This window comes from Pseudohoeflea suaedae (assembly GCF_004354915.1).
In the GTDB taxonomy this organism is placed as follows: Bacteria; Pseudomonadota; Alphaproteobacteria; order Rhizobiales; family Rhizobiaceae; genus Pseudohoeflea; species Pseudohoeflea suaedae.
Genome location: NZ_SMSI01000007.1, coordinates 1 through 2,171, shown reverse-complemented (window position 1 = coordinate 2,171; position 2,171 = coordinate 1). Strand labels below are relative to the sequence as shown.

Annotated in this window: 1 pseudogene; it reads left to right on the top strand. The window is 60.4% G+C overall.

Annotated features, from left to right (window positions below):
- Positions 1-449 precede the first annotated feature (449 nt).
- A pseudogene (locus E2A64_RS17715) lies at positions 450-2,171 on the top strand (hypothetical protein); the annotation flags it as partial.

The window sequence follows — 2,171 nt, the reverse complement described above, 5'->3', positions numbered from 1 at the left end:
ACTGTCGGCAGGGCTGAACGCGCGGTTCTGATCCCAAAAAACCGGCGGGCCGGCCAGTCGTGCCGGCCCGCCGAGGACTGTCGGCTGGCGGAACGGTCTCCGCCGCCTCGGGCCTTCGGGCCGCGAATTGTGGTTAGTAAAATCTAAATTAGGCTGCGTTATAATCCGCGATATGCCGAGGGCAGACTTGCGGGGCAGCGCGGCGACCGGTGAAAAACAACGATCAGGGACGGGTTCTCACAGATATGCAGTCGATCTCATTCAAGTCCAGTTCATCCACATCCTCCGGTGACAAGCGTCGCGGTGCATCCAGGCGCGCAATCGCGGGGCGGAGCCTGCTCGGCGCCGCCCTTCTGGCCTCCACCGCCCTGATCGCTCTGCCTGCCGGCCCGGCCTTCGCCGCAAATCTGGTCATCGACGGCCAGGACCGGGAAGTCATCAATGAGCCGGTGGATCTCGATGGCGACGACGTATTCGTCGGCGTGGATGATGGCGACGATGCCACTTTGACCATCGTAAATGGCGGAGAGCTTGAAAGTGGCCGCGGCTACATCGGCGCCAATGCCGGGTCGAAAGGCACCGTGACCGTATCGCAGGGCGGTTCGTGGATCGCCGAGAGAGAGATATTTGTCGGCCTCTATGGAGAGGGGGCGTTGAACGTCGTGGACGGAGGAAGTGTTGCCTCCGGCTATGGTGTCTATGTCGGTGCCACGGCAGGTTCCACCGGTGTCGTGACGGTTTCAGGAAGCGGGTCGAGACTGACCGCTGGCTACCTGGGCGTCGGCGGTTTCGGCGAAGGCACGCTGAATGTCTCCAAAGGCGGCTATGTCAAATCATATGACAACTTTTTCATGGGGTATGCGGAAGGTGCCAGCGGCACCGTGACGGTTTCCGGCAAGGATTCCAAGTTGATCGCGGATGGTAACATCGTTGTCGGCTATGACGGCGAAGGCACGCTCAATGTGCAGGACGGTGGCTATGTTTATGCGTATGACGACGTTTCCATAGGTGGCTTCGAATTCGGTGCCGGCACCGGCACGGTGACCGTTTCCGGCAAGGATTCGCGGCTGATCGCGGGGGATGACATTGTCGTCGGCGATCGCGGCGAAGGCACGCTCAATGTGCTGAACGGTGGTTATGTCTATGCGTATGACGACGTTTTCCTGGGGGGATACGACGTCGGTGACGGCAAGGGCACGGTTACCGTGTCCGGCAAGGATTCGCGGCTGGTCGGGGGAACCGACATGTTCGTCGGCTTTAACGGCGAAGGCACGCTGAACGTGCTGAACGGCGGTTATGTCCGTGTGGATGAGAACGTTTATCTTGGCGTGAGTGATGATGTCACCGGCACCGTGACGGTGTCCGGCAAGGATTCCCGACTGATCGCGAGAAATGACATCAACGTCGGCAATTCCGGCGAAGGCACGCTCAATGTGCTGGACGGCGGTTATGTTCGTGCCGATGAAGTTGTTCGTATAGGCCAGCAGTCCGGCAGCACCGGCAAGGTTACCGTTTCCGGCAAGGATTCGCGGCTGGTCGCGGGAGATGACATTACCGTCGGCAATTCCGGCGAAGGCACGCTCGATGTCCTGAACGGCGGTTACGTCCATACCTATGCTGACTTTTATCTGGGTCGTTTTTCCGGCAGCACGGGCACCGCTACCGTGTCCGGCAAGGGTTCCCGGCTGGTCGCGGCAAGTGAGATGAGCGTCGGCCAAATCGGCGAAGGCACGCTGAATGTGCTGGGCAGTGGTTATGTTCGTGCCGATGGTAAAGTTCGTATAGGCCAAGAGGACGGCAGCACCGGCACGGTTACCGTGTCCGGAAAGGATTCGCGGCTGGTCTCGGGGAGTGAAATTACCGTCGGCTATTACGTTGGCGAAGGCACGCTGACCGTGGCCAATGGTGGTGTGGCCGAAGCAAGCGCCTTTGTCGTCACGGAGAATACGGATTCGAAGGGCACGATCAATATCGGCGCTGCGTCCGGCGAGGAGGCGCAGGCGGCGGGTTTCTTGCAAGGGGCCGATGGGGCCGCCGCAACCATCGACTTCGGCGATGGCGAAGGCACGCTCGTCTTCAATCACACCGATGAGGATTACGACTTCGACGCCGATGTGTCGGGGGAAGGCCTGCTCAAGCACGAGGCCGGCAATACCAACCTGACCGGCGAT